The organism is Micromonospora sp. NPDC049645, assembly GCF_040675155.1.
Classification (GTDB): Bacteria; Actinomycetota; Actinomycetes; order Mycobacteriales; family Micromonosporaceae; genus Micromonospora.
Genome location: NZ_JBFAOI010000017.1, coordinates 19,304 through 34,667 on the forward strand (window position 1 = coordinate 19,304; position 15,364 = coordinate 34,667).

Here is a 15,364-nt window from a genome sequence, read left to right on the forward strand (position 1 = left end):
CCACTACATCCATGTTCGAGTGCGATCATGGGAGACGACGGGGCGCGAACCCGACGGCGGTCAGGCGACGGTCGCGTGCATCTCCCAGACGAGAATCTCGGCCGGCTCGTCGGCGGTGACCCGTCGGCCACCGGTCATGGTGAGCCGGGCGGCGTCGCCGGTGCCGAGCGGGCCGCTGCCCTCCAGCGTCACCGTGCCGTTGGGTACGTAGAGGTGCACGTAGGGCGCGTCCGGGATGGTGACCTCGTCGCCGGGAGCCAGACGGGCGGCGTGCAGTGTCGCGTACCGGTTACGGATCCGGATCGCGGACGCCCCGTCGTAGCGGTCCATCCCGGAGGCGATCGGCACCAGGCCCCCGCGTAAAAGCTCGTCCTCTATCTCCAGCTGCTCGTAGCCGGGGTCGACGCCCTGCTCGTCGGGGAGCACCCACATCTGCACGAAGTGCACCGGGTCGGTGTGCGGCTCCTGGTTGTCGAGTCGCCAGGCGTCGTTCTTCTCCGAGTGCAGGATGCCGGTGCCGGCGCTCATCCGCTGCGCCAGACCTGGGTAGATCACTCCGGAGTGGCCGGTGGAGTCCTGGTGCACCAGCGAGCCGCGCAGCACCCAGGTGACGATCTCCATGTCCTGGTGCGGGTGGGTCTCGAAGCCGGCCCCCGGTCGGACCACGTCGTCGTTGTTCACCAGCAGCAAGCCGTGGTGGGTGTTGGCCGGATCGTAGTGCCGGGAGAACGAGAAGGAGTGCTTGGAGTCCAGCCAGGAGATCCGGGTGGCGAACCGGTCGTCGGCCCGCCGTACGTCGACCTGGGGAGCGGGGCTGGTCACCAGGCACGCTGCCCGGCTTCGGACGGCGCCCAGGTCAGGGCCGGCTCGCCGGTGGCCAGCTCGGCGATCTCACCGGTACGCACCTGCGGCGTGTGACCGAACTCGGCGCAGTGCTGCTCGGCGATCTCGGCGCAGATGTCGGCCACCTGCTCGCAGATCGGGTCACCCAGATCAGCGGCGTTCAACGCCATGATCATTTTGTACCGGAGATCCCGCACACCCACCCCCACCACCGAGTCCGCCACTTCCGGACCCTACCGGCCGCCCTCCCCCGGAAGCCGGAAAACAACGAGCCCCGACGCACCACCCGTCCCCCCGCAGGTGCGGCATAGGGCAAGACCAAGTCGATCATGGACTTGTGGTGGCCGTTTCATCCCCCTTCACTACTTACATCCCCCACCACAACTCCATGATCGACGGGGCGAGGGGTGGGGGCGGGGGACGAGGGGACCGAGGCGGGGGCGGAGGCGGGGACGGGTTCGGCGCCGCCTGCGGGTGCGGGCGGCGCCGAGGGGGAGATGGGGGGGTGCTCAGAAGAGGCGGCGGCGCTTGGCCTTTTGCGGACGGATCAGGTCCGCGCCCTTGGTCAGCAACCGGGTCGCCCCGGAGGGACCACGCCGGGCCTCCAGGGTGTGGCTGAGCCGGCGGGCACCGGCAGCCGCCAGCGGCACCGCGATCGCCATCACCGCCCACTGGGCAATGCGCTTCTGGATCATGTGGGTTCACCTCCGTCAGTGGCTCCTGACGTCTCTGATACCCAGAGTGACGTGCGGGTAAGCGCGTCGGCTCAGATAACCGGGGCGACCGGGTTGGGCAGCGCGCCGCCGAAGCGTCGATCCCGTTGCGCGTACAGCTCGCACGCATACCAGAGGTGGCGGCGATCGAAGTCGGGCCAGAGCGTGTCCAGGAAGACCAACTCGGCGTACGCGGTCTGCCAGAGCAGGAAGTTGGAGATCCGCTCCTCCCCGGAGGGGCGCAGGAACAGGTCCACCTCCGGGATCTCCGGGTGGTAGAGGTACTTCGCCACGGTCTTCTCGGTGACCTTCGCCGGGTCAAGTCGGCCGGCTGCCACGTCCCGGGCGATCGCGGCGGCGGCGTCACCGATCTCGGCCTGCCCGCCGTAGTTGACGCAGAACTGCAGGGTCAGCGTCGAGTTGTCACGGGACATCTCCTCGGCGGTCTGCAACTCGGAGATGACGCTCTTCCACAACCGGCCGGGCCGGCCCGACCACACCACCCGTACGCCGAGGTCGACCAGCTGGTCGCGGCGACGACGGATGACGTCCCGGTTGAACCCCATCAGGAACCGGACCTCGTCGGGCGAGCGCCGCCAGTTCTCGGTGGAGAACGCGTACGCCGAGAGGTACGGGATGCCCATCTCGATGGCGCCCTCGATGGTGTCGAAGAGGCTGTGCTCCCCCGCCTCGTGCCCCTTGGTGCGGGGCAGCCCACGGTCCTTGGCCCAACGACCGTTGCCGTCCATCACCACCGCCACGTGTTTCGGCACCGCCTCGGTGGGCAGCGCCGGCGGCCGGGCGCCGGACGGATGCGGGATCGGCGGCGTGGGCTCGCGCCGGCCGGCCTTCTTCGATCGGATCACTCGGTCACTCCCTGTTCGCGCCGTCCACCCCGGCCTCGATGTCACCACGTGGCCGGAGCACCACGGCCCCGGCGCCTTCCGACGGTGAGGCCGCGCCGGCCGCCGAGGAACCCCGGTCGACCAGCGGCAGCGAGCGTAGCGCGCGCTCCAGGTGCCACTGCAGGTGAGCCGCGACCAGCCCACTGCACTCCCGGCGTACGGCGGTGTCGGTGGCGTCGGCGAGCACCCAGTCGCCGGTGGTCAGCGCGGACATCAGGTCGATGGTGGCCGGCGCGGGATGGGCCGCCCCGGGTGGCCGGCAATCCGGACAGACCGCGCCGCCGGCCGGTACGGAGAACGCCCGGTGTCGCCCGGGCGTGCCACAGACCGCGCAGGCGACCAGCGCCGGCGCCCAGCCGGCGAGGGACATCCCCCGCAGCAGGTACGCGTCGAGCACCAGGGTGGTGGCGTGCTCGCCCCGCGACAGCGCCTTCAGCGCGCCCAGGGTGAGCTGGAACAGCCGCAGCGACGGCTCCCGCTCCACCGGGGTGAGCCGCTCGGCGGTCTCGGCGATCGCACTGGCCGCCGTGTAGCGCGGGTAATCCCCGAGGAACCGCTTGCCGTACAGGTCGATGCCCTCGACCTGGCTGACGGTGTGCAGTGAGCTGCCGTGGTTGCCCTTCGGGTCACCGGCGAGTTGGAGGTCGACGTGGCCGAACGGTTCCAGCCGGGCACCGAACTTGCTGGTGGTGCGGCGGATCCCTCGGGCCACCGCGCGCAGCCGGCCGTGCCGGCGGGTGAGCAGAGTGATGATCCGGTCGGACTCGCCGAGCTTCTGCACACGCAGCACCACCGCGTCGTCGCGGTAGAGCTGTCGGCGATACCCGGCCATCGGGCCATTCTCCCTCGGGGTGTGGAATCAGGGTTGGTTCGGGGTGCAAGCGCGGAGGAACCCCGATGCGTCGGATGCGTGCCCGGCCGTAGCGTGCTGGCCATGGCAATGCACCTGACCACCACCCCGCGCCGTCGTCGCGTCGCCGCTCCCGTCGCGCTGGGGCTCGCCGCCACCCTCATCGTGCTCGCCGGGTGCGACAACCTGGCGATGCGTCGGCTCGACTACGACGACACCGAGCCGGTGAAGATCACCACGATCCGGGTGCTGCCGGGTGCGGGTGACGTGATCGTCCGCGGCGGTGGCGCCGCGGGCGAGGTGCGGATCAAGCGCGTGGTGCGCTACCAGGGCGGCGAGCCTCGGGCCCGATACGAGATCAAGGGCGCCGACCTGGTGTTGGACACCGACTGCGGCGACCGGTGTTCGGTCTCCTACGAGGTGGCCGTCCCGGAGGGCGTGACGCTCCAGGGCGAGTCCGGTTCCGGCGACGTCGAGCTCAGCAAGGTCGGCGCGGTGGACATTCGACTGGGGTCGGGCGATGTGCGGGTCACCGGTGCCACCGGCGCGGTCGAGGTGGAGACCGGCTCCGGCGACATCGAGGTCAGCGAGGTCAACGGGGCCGTCCGCCTGCGCGCCGGGTCGGGCGACATCACCGCGCGGCGGCTCGGTGGCGCGACGGACGCCGAGGCCGGCTCCGGCAACGTCACCGTCGAGTTGGACAAGCCCGCCGCCGCGCGGGTGCACGCGTCCAGCGGTGATGTGACGATGCTGGTGCCGGCGGGCAGCTACCGGGTGCGTTCCCACACCGGTTCCGGCGACGCACAGGTCACCGTCGCCGACGACCCGGCAGCGTCCCTGGTGCTCGACGGTTCGACCGGTAGCGGCGACGTGACGATCAGCCAGCGTTGAGGTCGACGCCGGCCGGCTTTCCGGCCGACCGCTGGGCCGGCACCACGACCCGGTCGGTGAAGTGCCGGCCCGCTCCGGCACCCGATCGGGCGGGCGGCGACCCCGCGTCGGCCCCGACGTCGGGCTGCGGGGCGCCGGGCTGCGAGGCGCCGGGCGTCCCGACCGGCCGGGTCGAGCCACCGGGGATCAGCTCCGGACGACGGCGGGCGGCCACGTCCTCCACCCACCCGACGGCCAGGGTGACCAGCCCGACCAGCGCGAAGACGAGCAACACCCGGATGGCCAATCCGAGCGGATCCTGGTGGGACCAGCCCACCACGTCGACCAGCGGGGTGAGCGCCACCACGAAGGGCATGTGCCAGAGGTAGACGGTGAGCGCGCGCCGGTTGACCACGGTCACCGCTCGGTCGGCCAGCCGGCTTCGGCTCAGCCAGGCCACCGCGGACGGCGCCCGGCCCAGCACGACCAGGATGAACGCGGCCGACCAGAGTGCGTTGCCCAGGTGGTTGTCGTTCAGGTCGTACCCGCGTGGGCCGGGGTGCCCGACGATCCAGGCGCCGCCGGCCACGGCGAGGGCGAGCGCCAACGGGTACAGCAGCCGGCCGGAGAGTCGGCGCAGCATCCCGGCGTGGTGAGCGAAGCCGAGCAGCCACGCTCCGAAGTAGAGCCCGAACTCGCGCAGCACCGGCGGCGCCGGGTAGATCCCCACCTCGATCGTCACCAGCAGCAGGTACGGGGCGAGCAGGGTCGGCAGCGGGGCCCGCCGGAACAGCCAGAACGCGACCGGCGAGGCGAGCACGAACCACAGGTAGTCGCGCAGGTACCAGATGACGCTCAACGCCAACGCGCCCCAGTAGTTGGCCGGCGGGTCGGCGATCGGGAACAGCCACAGCAGCACCCGAGGGCTCATCGGCAGCCCGGTGAACAGCATGGCCGGCACGAAGACCACCGCGACCACCCACAGCGACGGCAGCAGTCGGCGCAGCCGACGCCCGACCGCCGCCGGCCCGGAGCGGGTCAGCGACGCGGCCATCAGCGAGCCCGCCAGCGCGAACATCACCGACATGGCGGGGAAGACGAGGGTGAGGGTCGCCCATCCGGTGACGTGGTAGACCACCACTCGGACGATGGCCAGGAAACGGAGGAGGTCTAGGTACCGGTTGCGCATCAGCCTGCCAGGGTCGGGGCTCGGGGTACATCTCCCCTACCCCGCACGCTGCCCGCACGAAACGGCCACGACCCCAACCGGGGGTTAACATCCCATTCGGGGTTACGACGCCGCCCGGGGCCGCCGCTCGGCGAGGTGGGTCAGAAGCCCAGCTTGCGCAGCTGCCGCGGATCGCGCTGCCAGTCCTTCGCGACCCGTACGTGCAGGTCGAGATAGACCCGGCCGCCGAGCAACTCCTCGATCTGCTTGCGGGCGGTGGTGCCGACCTCCTTGAGCCGGCTCGCCTTGTGACCGAGCACGATGGCCTTCTGGCTGGGCCGCTCCACGTACAGGTCGGCGTAGATCTTCATGACCTGACCCTCGGGGATCATCTCCTCCACCACCACGGCGATGGAGTGCGGCAGCTCGTCGCGGACCCCCTCCAGGGCGGCCTCCCGGATCAGCTCGGCGACCAGCACCTGCTCGGGATCGTCGGTGAGCATGTCGTCCGGGTAGAGCTGCGGCGACGGCGGCAGGTACTTGGTCATCACGTCGACGAGTGTGTCCACCTGATGCCCGGAGACCGCGCTCACCGGCACGATCTCGGCGAACTCCCCCATCTTGCTGACCGCGAGCAGCTGCTCGGCCAGGCGACGCTTGTCCACCAGGTCGGTCTTGGTGACCACCGCCAGCACGGTCGCCTTCAACTCGGCCAGCTCACCGGTGATGAACCGGTCGCCGCGCCCGACCGGCTCGTCCGCCGGGATGCACAGGCCGATCACGTCGACCTCGGTCCAGGTGGAGCGGACCAGGTCGTTGAGGCGTTCGCCGAGCAGCGTACGGGGGCGGTGCAGACCCGGAGTGTCGACGAGGACCAGCTGCGACTCCGGCCGGTGCAGCACCGCCCGGATGACGTGTCGGGTGGTCTGCGGCTTGTTCGAGGTGATGGCGATCTTGGTGCCGACGATGGCGTTGGTCAGCGTCGACTTGCCGGCGTTGGGCCGACCGACGAAGCAGCCGAACCCGGCCCGGTACGGTCGCGCCTCCGGATCCTGCACCGGGCTCACTGGATCACCGTGCCGAGGACCGTGCCGTCCGGTGCGGCCACATGGACCGGGGCGTCCGCCGCGAGGTCCCGAACCGCCGCGTAGCCGGCGCCGTCCAGCGTCGACGCCTCGGTCACCACCACCGCGGCCTCCAGTCGGCTCGCCCCGGCCGCCACCGCCGAGGCGACCGCCAACTGCAACGCGGTGAGCGTCAGCGACGGCAGCGCGACGCTGGCCGCCGCGTACGTCCGGCCGTCCTGGTCGCGGACGGCGGCGCCCTCCACGGCGCCGACCCGCGCGCGGGCTCCCCGGGCCAGGACGACGAGCTTGCCGTCCTCGGCGCTCAGCGTGCCCGACGCGGTGGGGGCGGGCCGGGCGGCAGGCGCGGCGGGTGTGTCAGGCATCGGCGGGTTGCCTCTCGTCGTCTCGGTAGTTGTCCGTGTCGTCCCCGGGGCCGGCGTGCTCGCCGCGCCCCGCGTTGTCCTGTTCGTGGTCCGGCTCCACCCGGCTGACCAGGACGGTGTCGATCCGGTTGCGCCGGCCGGTGGTGCCCTCGGCGACCAGGCGCAGACCGGCGACCTCGGCCTCGGCACCCGGGATCGGCACCCGCCCCAGCGACTGGGCGAGCAGGCCGCCGACCGTCTCCACCTCGTCGGTGGGCAGGTCGGTGTCGAACATCTCGCCCAGATTCTCCACCGGCAGGCGGGCGGTCACCCGCACCGAGGAGTCCGCCAGACGTTCGACGGGCGGGCGCTCGACATCGTACTCGTCGGTGATCTCACCGACGATCTCCTCCAGGATGTCCTCGATGGTGACCAGACCGCCGGTGCCGCCGTACTCGTCGACCACGATGACCAGGTGGTTGCGGGCCGCCTGCATCTCGGACAGCAGGTCGTCGACCGGCTTGGACTCCGGTACGAAGGTCGCCGGGCGCATCAGCTCGGCCACCGGCAACTGCTCGGCCCCCGGGTCTCCGCCGCGGGAGCGCCGGATCAGGTCCTTGAGGTAGAGCACACCGAGCACGTCGTCGACGCTCTCGCCGATCACCGGGATGCGGGAGAAACCGGAGCGCAGGAAGAGCGCCAGCGCCTGCGCCAGCGTCTTGCCCTCCTCGATCCACACCATCTCCGTACGCGGCACCATCACCTCACGGGCGATGGTGTCGCCGAGCGCGAAGACGGAGTGGATCATCTGGCGCTCACCGTGCTCGACGACGCCGCGCTGCTCGGCCAGGTCGACCAGCTCACGCAACTCCACCTGGGAGGCGAACGGGCCCTCCCGGAAGCCGCGCCCCGGGGTGACCGCGTTGCCGATCAGGATCAGCAGCGACGCGAGCGGGTTGAGCGCCCGGCCCAGCCAGCGGACCAGCGGCGCCACCGCACGACCCACGGCGTACGCGTGCTGTCGGCCGATGGTGCGCGGGGCGACGCCCACCACCACGAAGCTGACCACGGTCATCGCGCCGGCGGTCACCAGGGCGGCCCGCCAGCCGGCGCCGAAGCTGTCCACGGCCACGAGTGCCACCAGCGTGGTGGCGGTCAGCTCGGCGAGCAGCCGCAACAGCAGCAGCAGGTTGAGGTGCCGGACGACGTCGCCGGCCACGGCCTGGAGGGTGCGGGCGCCGCGTACGCCGTCGCGGGCCAACTCGGCGGCTCGGGCCGGCGAGACCGCGGCGAGCGCCGCCTCGGTCATCGCGATCAGGCCGGCCAACACCACCAGGCCGGCCGCGAAGACGATCAGCTGGAAGTCGGGAAGGCCGGCGGTGGCGCCGGCCGCCAGTAACGGAGGAGTGGACATCACTGGGTGCGGGTCGACCGCCAGCTCGCCAGCAGTCGAGCCTGGAGGGCGAACATCTCCCGCTCCTCCTCCGGCTCGGCGTGGTCGTAGCCGAGCAGGTGCAGGACCCCGTGCACGGTGAGCAGGTGCAGCTCGTCGGCCGGCGCGTGCCCGGCGGTCGCCGCCTGCTTGGCGGCCACCTCGGGGCAGAGCACGATGTCGCCGAGCAGGGCGGGCTCGCCGCCGGCCGGAGCGGACTCGCCCGGGCCGTGGTCGACGCTGCCCTCGTCCATGGGGAAGGCGAGCACGTCGGTCGGGCCGTCGCCGCCCATCCAGCGGTGGTTCAGCTCGGTCATGTAGTCGATGTCGACCAGCAGCACGGACAACTCGGCGAGGGGGTTGACCCCCATCTCGTCGAGGGCGTGCCGGGCGACGGCGAGCACGGCGTCGGTGTCGACGTCGACACCGGACTCGTTGGCGATCTCGATGGACAACTGCTTTCCTCTGCTTTAGCGGCGGCGGCCGGCCCGGCCGCCCTGGGCGGGTCGCCCAGGCACGGCGTGAACGCCCTGCGCCTGCTGATTCTCCCGCTCGGCGTCCCAGCGGGCGTACGCGTCGACGATCTCCCCGACCAGCCGGTGGCGGACCACGTCGGAGCTGGACAACTGGGAGAAGTGCACGTCGTCGACGTTTTCCAGGATCTCCCGCACCACGCGCAGGCCGCTGCTCGTCCCGCCGGGAAGGTCCACCTGGGTGATGTCACCGGTCACGACGATCTTGGAGTTGAAGCCGAGTCGGGTGAGGAACATCTTCATCTGCTCGGGCGTCGTGTTCTGCGCCTCGTCCAGGATGATGAACGCGTCGTTGAGCGTCCGACCCCGCATGTAGGCCAGCGGGGCGACCTCGATCGTGCCGGCGGCCATCAGCTTGGGAATCGTCTCCGGGTCGAGCATGTCGTGCAGCGCGTCGTAGAGCGGGCGCAGGTACGGGTCGATCTTCTCGTTCAGCGTGCCGGGCAGGAAGCCCAGCCGCTCGCCCGCCTCCACCGCCGGCCGGGTGAGGATGATCCGGTTGACCTGCTTGGCCTGCAACGCCTGGACGGCCTTCGCCATCGCCAGGTAGGTCTTTCCGGTGCCGGCCGGGCCGATGCCGAAGACGATGGTGTGGGTGTCGATGGCGTCGACGTACCGCTTCTGCCCCAGCGTCTTGGGACGGATGGTGCGCCCGCGCCGGGAGAGGATGTTGAGCGTCAGAACCTCGGCGGGCCGCTCGGCGCTGCCCTCTTCGAGCATGCCGACGGTACGCCGGACGGCGTCAGTGGTCAGGGTCTCGCCTTTCTCGATGAGTTCGAGGAGCTCACTGAAGACCCGCTCGGCGAGGGCGTTGTCCGCGGGGTCACCGGTGATGGTGATCTCGTTGCCGCGGACGTGCACGTCACTGTTGACCGAGCGTTCGACGAGTCGAAGGATCTCGTCGCCTGCGCCGAGCAGATTGACCATGATCTTCGGATCGGGCACGGTGATCTTGGTCTGCACCCGGGGCGGGCCGGGAGGTGGGGTGCCGGTCATAGGTTGGGCCGAAGGGCCCTGCGCACCTGCTCTCGATCTCGGCGCCGGCCTGCTGGCCTGGCGTGCGGACGTTACACCCATCGTATCGGTTCAACGCGGGCCGCATCGCGCCCATTTCCGCTGGCCGCGATCAACTCCCGGCCCGGAAGTCGTACCGGTCGAAGGTCTCCTGGTGGCGGGTGAACCGGTACGTCGCCCAGTGCATCCGGACCACCGCGCCGGCCTCGTCCCGGGTGAGCCGCAGCAGCTCACCGGCCTCCCGACCGGATACCGTGCGGAACACGTCCGGCTGGTCCGCCAGCGCGGTGAAGATCGCCGGTGGGCGGCCGGCCGGGTCACCGGCCCCGCGCGCCCGCAGCGCCCCGTCGTGCCAGGAGAAGATGTACTCGAAGCCCTCCCCCCACCACCGGCCGAGGACACCCCGCAGGGCCGCCGGAGCGGGTGCCCCGGGTCGCCAGGGCTCGATCTCCGCCGGGTCGTACTCCACTGCCGCGGCGAGCAGCCGGTGCGGCAGATCGAACAGTTCGGTCGCCGTGCCGGACGAGCCGAGCACCGCGGCGCCCATCGCGCCGGCCGTGCCGTCACCGCCCCGGCGGCCGTACACCCCGGCGAGGAATCCGGGCATCGCTCCGTCGTGCCCCACGTGCATCACCCGCTCCCCCTGCGGGACCAGGATCAGCCCGAGCCCGAAGCCCGCGCCCCAGAGCGTCTCGTCGGTGGTGGTCAGCGGCCAGCGCATCTCGTCCAGGGTGGCCGGGGCGAGCACCGCGTCGGCCGGATCCAACGCGGCCGGGTCGGCCAGGAACGCCGCCCAGCGGGCCATGTCGGTGGCGGTGCTCCAGAGCTGGGCGGCCGGGCCGACCGCGCCGAAGTCGGTCGGCGGCTCCGGGTGCGCCTCGTCGGAGTACGCGTCGACCAGGAAGCCGGTGGCCGCCGTCGGCCGGGGCGTCACGGTGGTGTCGGTCAGCCCGAGCGGTGTCAGGATCCGCTCGGTGAGCGCCTGCGCCCAACTCACACCCCGCAGCCGGGCGACGAGTTGGCCGAGGACGGCCAGGCCCAGGTTGGAGTAGTGGAACCGGCGGCCGGTCGGGAGCACCCGCTCGGCCCGGTCCAGCTCCGCGACGAGTCGCTCGGCGTCCGGCGCGCGCAGGCTGTCCCAGACGTCGCCGAACGGCTCGCGTTGCAGGCCACCGGTGTGCGACAGCAACCGGCGTACGGTCAGCTCGCCGTGCGCCGGGAGGTCCAGGTGCCGGCCCACCGGGTCGTCCAGGTCCAGCAGCCCGTCGTCGCGGCACTGCAGGACCAGCACGGCGGTGAACGTCTTGGTGACCGAGCCGATCCGGAACTGGGTGTCCGGCCCCAGCGCCCGGTCGGTGCCGGTCGCGCCGACGGTGCAACTCCACAGCGGCCGGTCGGCCCGGTGCAGCGCCACCGACACCGCCGGCACCCGGGCCTCGGCCTGCACCCGCCGGACCAACCGACCCAGGTGCTCGTCGGCACGGGTGGCGGGCGCCGCCGTCACGCCAGGTTCCGGGCGAGCATCGGGCCCAGCGGCGCACCACCGAGCAGGTGCGCGTGCGCGTGGAACACCTCCTGCCCGCCGTACGCGCCGGTGTTGAACATCAGCCGGAAGCCGTCACCGAGCAGGCCCTCGTCCTCGGCCACGGCGGCGGACGTCGCCAGCACGTCGGCGGCCAGCGCCGGGTCACCCTGGGCGAGCGTGGCGACGTCGGCGTAGTGCTCCTTCGGAATGACCAGGACGTGCACCGGCGCCTTCGGGTCGATGTCGCGGAAGGCGAGGGTGGTGTCGGTCTCCCGGACCACGGTGGCCGGGATCTCCCCGGCGACGATGCGGCAGAACAGGCAGTCGGATCCCATCGGGGCAGTCTAAGGACTAACGGGCCGGGGGCGCTCCGGCGCGGCATGGCCGCCGGCCCGTGCGCGGGGGAAAAGTACGGCTGCGGCAGGATGGCCGGCATGACGGATCGGGCGGTACTCGTGACCGGGGCCTCGCGCGGGATCGGCCGGGCGGTGGCGATGGCGTTCGCGGCCGGCGGCGACCGGGTGGCCATCCACCACCGCGACTCGGCCGACGCGGCCGAGCAGACGCGCGCGCAGCTGCCCGGCGCCGGGCACGTGGTGGTCCGCGCCGACCTCACCGACCCGGACGCGGTCCGGACCATGGTCGACCGGGCCGCCGAGCTGCTCGGCGGGCTGGACGTGCTGGTCAACAACGCCGGGACGTACGGCGACCGGGACGATCCGCACCCGATCTTCGGCGCCTCCTACGAGGAGTGGCAGCAGCGCTGGCGGCAGGTGCTGGAGACCAACCTGACCGGCGCCGGCAACGTCACCTGGTGCGCCGCCCAGCACATGCGCGGGCGCGGCGGGCGGATCGTCAACGTCTCGTCCCGGGGCGCGTTCCGGGGTGAGCCGCACCAGCCGGCGTACGGGGCCAGCAAGGCGGGGCTGAACGCACTGGGCCAGTCGCTCGCCGTGGCGCTCGCGCCGTACGGCATCACGGTCGCCACCGTCGCGCCGGGCTTCGTGGCGACCGACATGGTCACCGAGTACCTGCGCGGCGAGGAGGGCGCGGCGATCCGGGCGCAGAGCCCGTTCGACCGGGTGGGCCGACCGGAGGAGATCGCGGCGGCCGTGCACTGGTTGGCCTCGCCGGAGGCGGTGTGGGCCTCCGGCACCATCGTCGACGTCAACGGCGCCTCCTACCTGCGCAGCTGACGTCGGCCCCGTCGGCAGATCACCCGGCCGGGGAGGTGGTTGGCGGTTCCCGCGCGGGGTAAGTCCCATCGACATGGCCGACTCCGCGCTGCTCGACCTGACCGCCGACTACCGGGTGGCCGATGGCCACGACGACGACCCTGTCCTGCTCCGCCCCGACGGCACCCCGGTCGACACCTGGCGCGAGGACTACCCGTACGACGAGCGGCTGGACCGCGACGAGTACGACCGCGACAAGCGGCTGCTCCAGATCGAGCTGCTGAAACTCCAGGACTGGATCAAGGAGTCCGGCGAGCGTCTGGTGATCCTCTTCGAGGGCCGGGACGCGGCCGGCAAGGGCGGCACCATCAAACGCTTCATGGAGCACCTCAATCCGCGCGGCGCCTCGGTGGTGGCGCTCGCCAAGCCGGACGAACGGGAAGCCGCCCAGTGGTACTTCCAGCGGTGGTTGGCGCACCTGCCGGCGGCCGGCGAGATCGTGCTGTTCGACCGATCCTGGTACAACCGGGCCGGCGTGGAACGGGTGATGGGCTTCTGTAGCCGCAAGGAGTACCTGGAGTTCCTCCGTCAGGCGCCGGAGCTGGAACGGATGCTGGTGCGCTCGGGCATCCGGCTGGTCAAGTTCTGGTTCTCCGTCTCGCAGAACGAACAACGCACCCGGTTCGCGATCCGCCAGGTGGACCCGGTCCGGCAGTGGAAGCTGTCGCCGATGGACATCGCCTCGCTGGACCGGTGGGACGAGTACACCGAGGCCAAGGAGGCGATGTTCTTCTGGACCGACACGGCCGACGCGCCGTGGACGGTGGTGAAGAGCAACGACAAGAAGCGGGCCCGCCTGGAGGCGATGCGGCACGTGCTGCACCGCTTCGACTACACCGGCAAGGACCCCGAGGTGGTCGGCACCCCGGATCCGCAGATCATCGGGCCCGCAGGGCTGGACCTGGGGCCGGAGGAGGAAGTGGTGCCGGTGTTTCCGAGGCCCTGAACGGTCACCAGCGGCCGAGGCGGGTGGCGAGCACGCTGAGGGCCGCCACCCCGGCGGTGGAGGTGCGCAGCACGGCCGGCCCGAGGCGTACGGGTCGACCACCGGCCTCCTGGAAGGCGGTCAGTTCCGCCGGGGCGATGCCACCCTCCGGGCCGACCACCAGGACGATCTCGCCGACCGACGGCAGCTCGGCGGTGGTGAGCCGCTCCTCGGCCTCCTCGTGCAGCACGAACCCGGCGGCGGCACCGGCGATCCGACGGGCCACCGTGGCGGTGGACTCGTCCGGCGCGCCGGCCACCAGCGGCAGCCACGGCCGGCGGGCCTGCTTGGCGGCCTCCCGGGCGGTGGCCACCCACTTCTCCCGGGCGCGTACGCCCCGGTCGCCGCGCCACTGGGTCACCGAACGCGATGCCGCCCAGGGCACGATCTCGTCGACCCCGACCTCGGTCATCGCCTGCACGGCCAACTCGCCCCGGTCACCCTTGGCGATGCCCTGCACCACCACGATCCGGGGGACCGGCGCGTCCGCGTACCCCCGGGAGGTGATGGTGGCCTCCAGGCTGCCCCGGCCGACGGCGGTGACCACGGCGGCGGCCGTGCCACCCCGGCCGTCGGCGAGCAGCAGCTCCTCGCCGACGCGCAGCCGCTGCACGGTGGCGGCGTGGTGCCCCTCCGGGCCGTCCAGGGTCAGCGCGTCGCCGGTGGGCAGCGCCTCGACCAGGAACAGCGGCGCGGACACCTCAGGCGTGCCCGTTGAACGCGTCGCGCATCCGGGAGAAGAAGCCGCCCTGCTTGGACAGCTCGGCGACCTCCTCACCACGGGTCTTGGCGAAGTCGCGCAGCATCTTTTCCTGGTCCGGGTCGAGCTTGGTCGGCGTGCGCACGTCCAGGTGCACGTAGAGGTCGCCGCGGCCGGTGCCGCGCAGGTGCGGCACCCCGCGGGCGCGCAGTCGCAGGGTGCTGGCCGGCTGGGTGCCGGCCTTGACGTCGACGGTCTCCTCGCTGTCCAGCGTCTTGATGGTCAGCCGGGTGCCCAGCGCCGCCGCCGTCATCGGCACGGTGACCCGACAGTGCAGGTCGTCACCCTTGCGGGAGTACACGTCGTGCGGGCGCTCGTGGATCTCCACGTAGAGGTCGCCGGCGGTGCCGCCGCCGGGGCCCACCTCGCCCTGCTGGGCCAGCCGGATCCGCATGCCGTCCTCGACACCGGCCGGGATCTTCACGGTCAGCGAGCGGCGGGTACGCACCCGGCCGTCACCGGCGCAGGTGGGGCAGGGGTGCGGGATGGTGGTGCCGTAGCCCTGGCACACGGTGCACGGGCGGGCGGAGACCACCTGGCCGAGGAAGGTGCGCTGCACCGACTGCACCTCGCCCCGACCGCCGCACGCCTCGCAGGTCGCCAGGTGGGTGCCGGCGGCCGTGCCGGCGCCGGAGCAGGTGGTGCAGAGCACCGCGGTGTCGACCGTGATCGGAGCCTCGACGCCGAACGCCGTCTCGTGCAGGTCGAGTTCGAGCCGCAGGATCGCGTCGGCACCCGGGCGGGTACGCGGACGCGGGCCACGGGCGCCGCCGCCCGCACCGCCGAAGAACGCGTCCATGATGTCCTGGAAGCCGACGAACGGGCCGGCGCCGCCGGGACCGCCCGGCCCGCCCGCGCCGCCGCCACCCGGGGCGAGCGGGTCGCCACCCAGGTCGACGATCTGCCGCTTCCGGTCGTCCGAGAGGACCTCGTACGCGGCGTTGATGTCCTTGAACTTCTCCTGAGCCTCCGGGTCCGGATTGACGTCCGGGTGGAACTGGCGCGCCAGCTTGCGGTAGGCGCGCTTGATCTCGTCATCGGAGGCTTCCCGGCTCACACCGAGAATGCCGTAGTAGTCCCTGGCCACTGCGTTCCGTGTCCT

General features: G+C 72.1%; 18 protein-coding genes. 3 read left to right on the forward strand and 15 right to left on the reverse strand.

Annotation, left to right across the window (positions count from 1 at the left end):
• Nucleotides 1-60: 60 nt before the first annotated feature.
• The 5 genes from AB0J33_RS27400 to recO form a co-directional block, all read right to left on the reverse strand.
• Entirely contained in the window at nt 61-822 is a 762-nt protein-coding gene (locus tag AB0J33_RS27400) for a pirin family protein (RefSeq protein WP_363617347.1), read from the reverse strand.
• Nucleotides 819-1,067 (reverse strand): thioredoxin reductase, encoded by a 249-nt coding sequence (locus AB0J33_RS27405; protein WP_363617349.1) that lies wholly within the window; start codon nt 1,065-1,067, stop codon nt 819-821. Before AB0J33_RS27405 ends, AB0J33_RS27400 begins: the two co-directional genes overlap by 4 nt.
• 285 nt (nt 1,068-1,352) lie before the next feature.
• On the reverse strand, nt 1,353-1,538 hold the full coding sequence (locus AB0J33_RS27410; protein WP_354973300.1) for a hypothetical protein: 186 nt from the start codon (nt 1,536-1,538) through the stop codon (nt 1,353-1,355).
• Between the two features lie 71 nt (nt 1,539-1,609).
• Complete coding sequence (locus AB0J33_RS27415) at nt 1,610-2,422, reverse strand: isoprenyl transferase (protein ID WP_363617351.1); 813 nt, start codon at nt 2,420-2,422, stop codon at nt 1,610-1,612.
• A 4-nt stretch (nt 2,423-2,426) separates the two neighbouring features.
• A complete protein-coding gene (gene recO / locus AB0J33_RS27420; RefSeq protein WP_363617353.1) occupies nt 2,427-3,293 on the reverse strand; it encodes a DNA repair protein RecO in 867 nt (288 codons plus the stop codon).
• A 102-nt stretch (nt 3,294-3,395) separates the two neighbouring features.
• Between recO and AB0J33_RS27425 the strand changes: the two genes are divergently transcribed.
• Nucleotides 3,396-4,202, forward strand: a complete 807-nt coding sequence (locus tag AB0J33_RS27425) for a DUF4097 family beta strand repeat-containing protein (protein WP_363617355.1) — start codon at nt 3,396-3,398, stop codon at nt 4,200-4,202.
• Here AB0J33_RS27425 and AB0J33_RS27430 read toward each other — a convergent pair.
• From AB0J33_RS27430 to AB0J33_RS27465, 8 genes are all read right to left on the reverse strand, one after another.
• Complete coding sequence (locus AB0J33_RS27430; RefSeq protein WP_363617357.1) at nt 4,189-5,370, reverse strand: acyltransferase; 1,182 nt, start codon at nt 5,368-5,370, stop codon at nt 4,189-4,191. The genes AB0J33_RS27425 and AB0J33_RS27430 overlap by 14 nt on opposite strands.
• A 140-nt stretch (nt 5,371-5,510) precedes the next feature.
• A complete protein-coding gene (gene era / locus AB0J33_RS27435) occupies nt 5,511-6,416 on the reverse strand; it encodes a GTPase Era (RefSeq protein WP_363617359.1) in 906 nt (301 codons plus the stop codon).
• The gene (locus AB0J33_RS27440) at nt 6,413-6,799 is read right to left on the reverse strand and encodes a cytidine deaminase (RefSeq protein ID WP_363617361.1); all 387 of its coding nucleotides are present in this window, start codon (nt 6,797-6,799) and stop codon (nt 6,413-6,415) included. Before AB0J33_RS27440 ends, era begins: the two co-directional genes overlap by 4 nt.
• Nucleotides 6,792-8,216 (reverse strand): hemolysin family protein, encoded by a 1,425-nt coding sequence (locus tag AB0J33_RS27445; RefSeq protein ID WP_363617483.1) that lies wholly within the window; start codon nt 8,214-8,216, stop codon nt 6,792-6,794. The genes AB0J33_RS27440 and AB0J33_RS27445 overlap by 8 nt, the downstream gene beginning before the upstream one ends.
• Nucleotides 8,192-8,665 carry an rRNA maturation RNase YbeY gene (gene ybeY, locus AB0J33_RS27450; RefSeq protein ID WP_030491788.1) on the reverse strand — a complete coding sequence of 158 codons (474 nt, stop codon included), beginning with the start codon at nt 8,663-8,665 and terminating at the stop codon, nt 8,192-8,194. Before ybeY ends, AB0J33_RS27445 begins: the two co-directional genes overlap by 25 nt.
• Nucleotides 8,666-8,680: 15 nt before the next feature.
• The gene (locus AB0J33_RS27455) at nt 8,681-9,739 is read right to left on the reverse strand and encodes a PhoH family protein (protein ID WP_363617363.1); all 1,059 of its coding nucleotides are present in this window, start codon (nt 9,737-9,739) and stop codon (nt 8,681-8,683) included.
• A 130-nt stretch (nt 9,740-9,869) separates the two neighbouring features.
• Entirely contained in the window at nt 9,870-11,261 is a 1,392-nt protein-coding gene (locus AB0J33_RS27460) for a serine hydrolase domain-containing protein (protein WP_363617365.1), read from the reverse strand.
• Entirely contained in the window at nt 11,258-11,617 is a 360-nt protein-coding gene (locus AB0J33_RS27465) for a histidine triad nucleotide-binding protein (protein ID WP_196919275.1), read from the reverse strand. Before AB0J33_RS27465 ends, AB0J33_RS27460 begins: the two co-directional genes overlap by 4 nt.
• Before the next feature lie 99 nt (nt 11,618-11,716).
• Between AB0J33_RS27465 and AB0J33_RS27470 the strand changes: the two genes are divergently transcribed.
• Both AB0J33_RS27470 and ppk2 read left to right on the forward strand, forming a co-directional pair.
• Entirely contained in the window at nt 11,717-12,478 is a 762-nt protein-coding gene (locus AB0J33_RS27470; protein ID WP_363617367.1) for an SDR family oxidoreductase, read from the forward strand.
• 73 nt (nt 12,479-12,551) lie between these two features.
• A complete protein-coding gene (ppk2, locus tag AB0J33_RS27475) occupies nt 12,552-13,463 on the forward strand; it encodes a polyphosphate kinase 2 (protein ID WP_203124696.1) in 912 nt (303 codons plus the stop codon).
• A 4-nt stretch (nt 13,464-13,467) separates the two neighbouring features.
• Here ppk2 and AB0J33_RS27480 read toward each other — a convergent pair whose 3' ends face one another.
• A complete protein-coding gene (locus AB0J33_RS27480; protein WP_363617370.1) occupies nt 13,468-14,202 on the reverse strand; it encodes a 16S rRNA (uracil(1498)-N(3))-methyltransferase in 735 nt (244 codons plus the stop codon).
• Nucleotide 14,203: 1 nt separating this feature from the next.
• Nucleotides 14,204-15,349: a molecular chaperone DnaJ gene (dnaJ, locus tag AB0J33_RS27485; protein WP_181518639.1), complete on the reverse strand. Its 1,146-nt coding sequence runs from the start codon at nt 15,347-15,349 to the stop codon at nt 14,204-14,206.
• Nucleotides 15,350-15,364 lie beyond the last annotated feature (15 nt).

Excerpts from the sequence above, each read along its gene's own strand:
- AB0J33_RS27425 (WP_363617355.1), top strand. The coding sequence starts at position 3,396 with ATGGCAATGCACCTGACCACCACCCCGCGCCGTCGTCGCGTCGCCGCT.
- AB0J33_RS27430 (WP_363617357.1), bottom strand. The coding sequence starts at position 5,370 with ATGCGCAACCGGTACCTAGACCTCCTCCGTTTCCTGGCCATCGTCCGA.
- AB0J33_RS27440 (WP_363617361.1), bottom strand. The coding sequence starts at position 6,799 with ATGCCTGACACACCCGCCGCGCCTGCCGCCCGGCCCGCCCCCACCGCG.
- ppk2 (WP_203124696.1), top strand. The coding sequence starts at position 12,552 with ATGGCCGACTCCGCGCTGCTCGACCTGACCGCCGACTACCGGGTGGCC.
- AB0J33_RS27465 (WP_196919275.1), bottom strand. The coding sequence starts at position 11,617 with ATGGGATCCGACTGCCTGTTCTGCCGCATCGTCGCCGGGGAGATCCCG.
- AB0J33_RS27470 (WP_363617367.1), top strand. The coding sequence starts at position 11,717 with ATGACGGATCGGGCGGTACTCGTGACCGGGGCCTCGCGCGGGATCGGC.
- AB0J33_RS27410 (WP_354973300.1), bottom strand. The coding sequence starts at position 1,538 with ATGATCCAGAAGCGCATTGCCCAGTGGGCGGTGATGGCGATCGCGGTG.
- AB0J33_RS27455 (WP_363617363.1), bottom strand. The coding sequence starts at position 9,739 with ATGACCGGCACCCCACCTCCCGGCCCGCCCCGGGTGCAGACCAAGATC.
- recO (WP_363617353.1), bottom strand. The coding sequence starts at position 3,293 with ATGGCCGGGTATCGCCGACAGCTCTACCGCGACGACGCGGTGGTGCTG.